Origin of the sequence: Streptomyces millisiae (assembly GCF_031845425.1) — a bacterium.
In the GTDB taxonomy this organism is placed as follows: domain Bacteria; phylum Actinomycetota; class Actinomycetes; order Streptomycetales; family Streptomycetaceae; genus Streptomyces; species Streptomyces millisiae.
In genome coordinates this window covers 1-665 of record NZ_JAVREM010000180.1, presented here as the reverse complement: position 1 = coordinate 665, position 665 = coordinate 1, and the positions used below count along the sequence as shown (strand labels likewise).

The following is a 665-nucleotide window of genomic DNA, read 5'->3' as shown; positions in this document are numbered from 1 at the left end:
GACGGTTCTGCACGATTCTCTCGGTCGCGGCCTCCGGGGGCCTGAACTTCTCGGTCGCGGCCTCCCGCGGCTGATAGCGGGCCCGGATCTGTTCCGTCGGCGCCTCGGGCCGTCCTGGTCGGGGCAGCCGCCGGGTGGCCGGGTCGGGCGGCGGCACAGGGCCGCGACCTTGTATATCTCGCCGGCCGGGCTCACCGGGGCGTTGCGGCGGTGTCGGCACCCCCGCAATTCTGCCCCATCACCCACGCGGTCAGCCGGGTGGCGCGCCTGTGGGTTCGCTTCTCATTCCCGCTCGCCCGCCAGTTCCGGCGCTACCGCATCGGGCCGTTGCTGCTGGTCAGCAGGGTTCGCGGTAGCGGCCGCGGCGATCGACAATCCAGCGATGAGCACGCAGATCACCGCGTAGGCGAGGCTACCGATCGGATCACCGTTGGAGGTGACACCGTCGACGGCGCCGAAGTAGGCCGGCAGGGCCGTCAGCCACAGGACCGTCATGACGGCCAGATACACCGCGGCGTAGCCCAGGATGAGCGGGTTCGAATAGCGCACGGTTGCCGGGTCGCGGTCCTTGTGCAGGCTCGACCACTGGCTGAACAGCACCGGAATCGCCACCACGGTGAGCACCACGAGTTCGGCGGCATAGACCACCCCGCCTACCGCGGTGC

The 665-nt window shown here is 70.2% G+C and carries 1 protein-coding gene; it reads right to left on the bottom strand.

The annotated features are described in order from the left end of the window. Positions 1-282: 282 nt before the first annotated feature. A partial coding sequence (locus RNC47_RS36100; protein ID WP_449657369.1) for a hypothetical protein occupies positions 283-665 on the bottom strand: 383 nt, incomplete at its 5' end.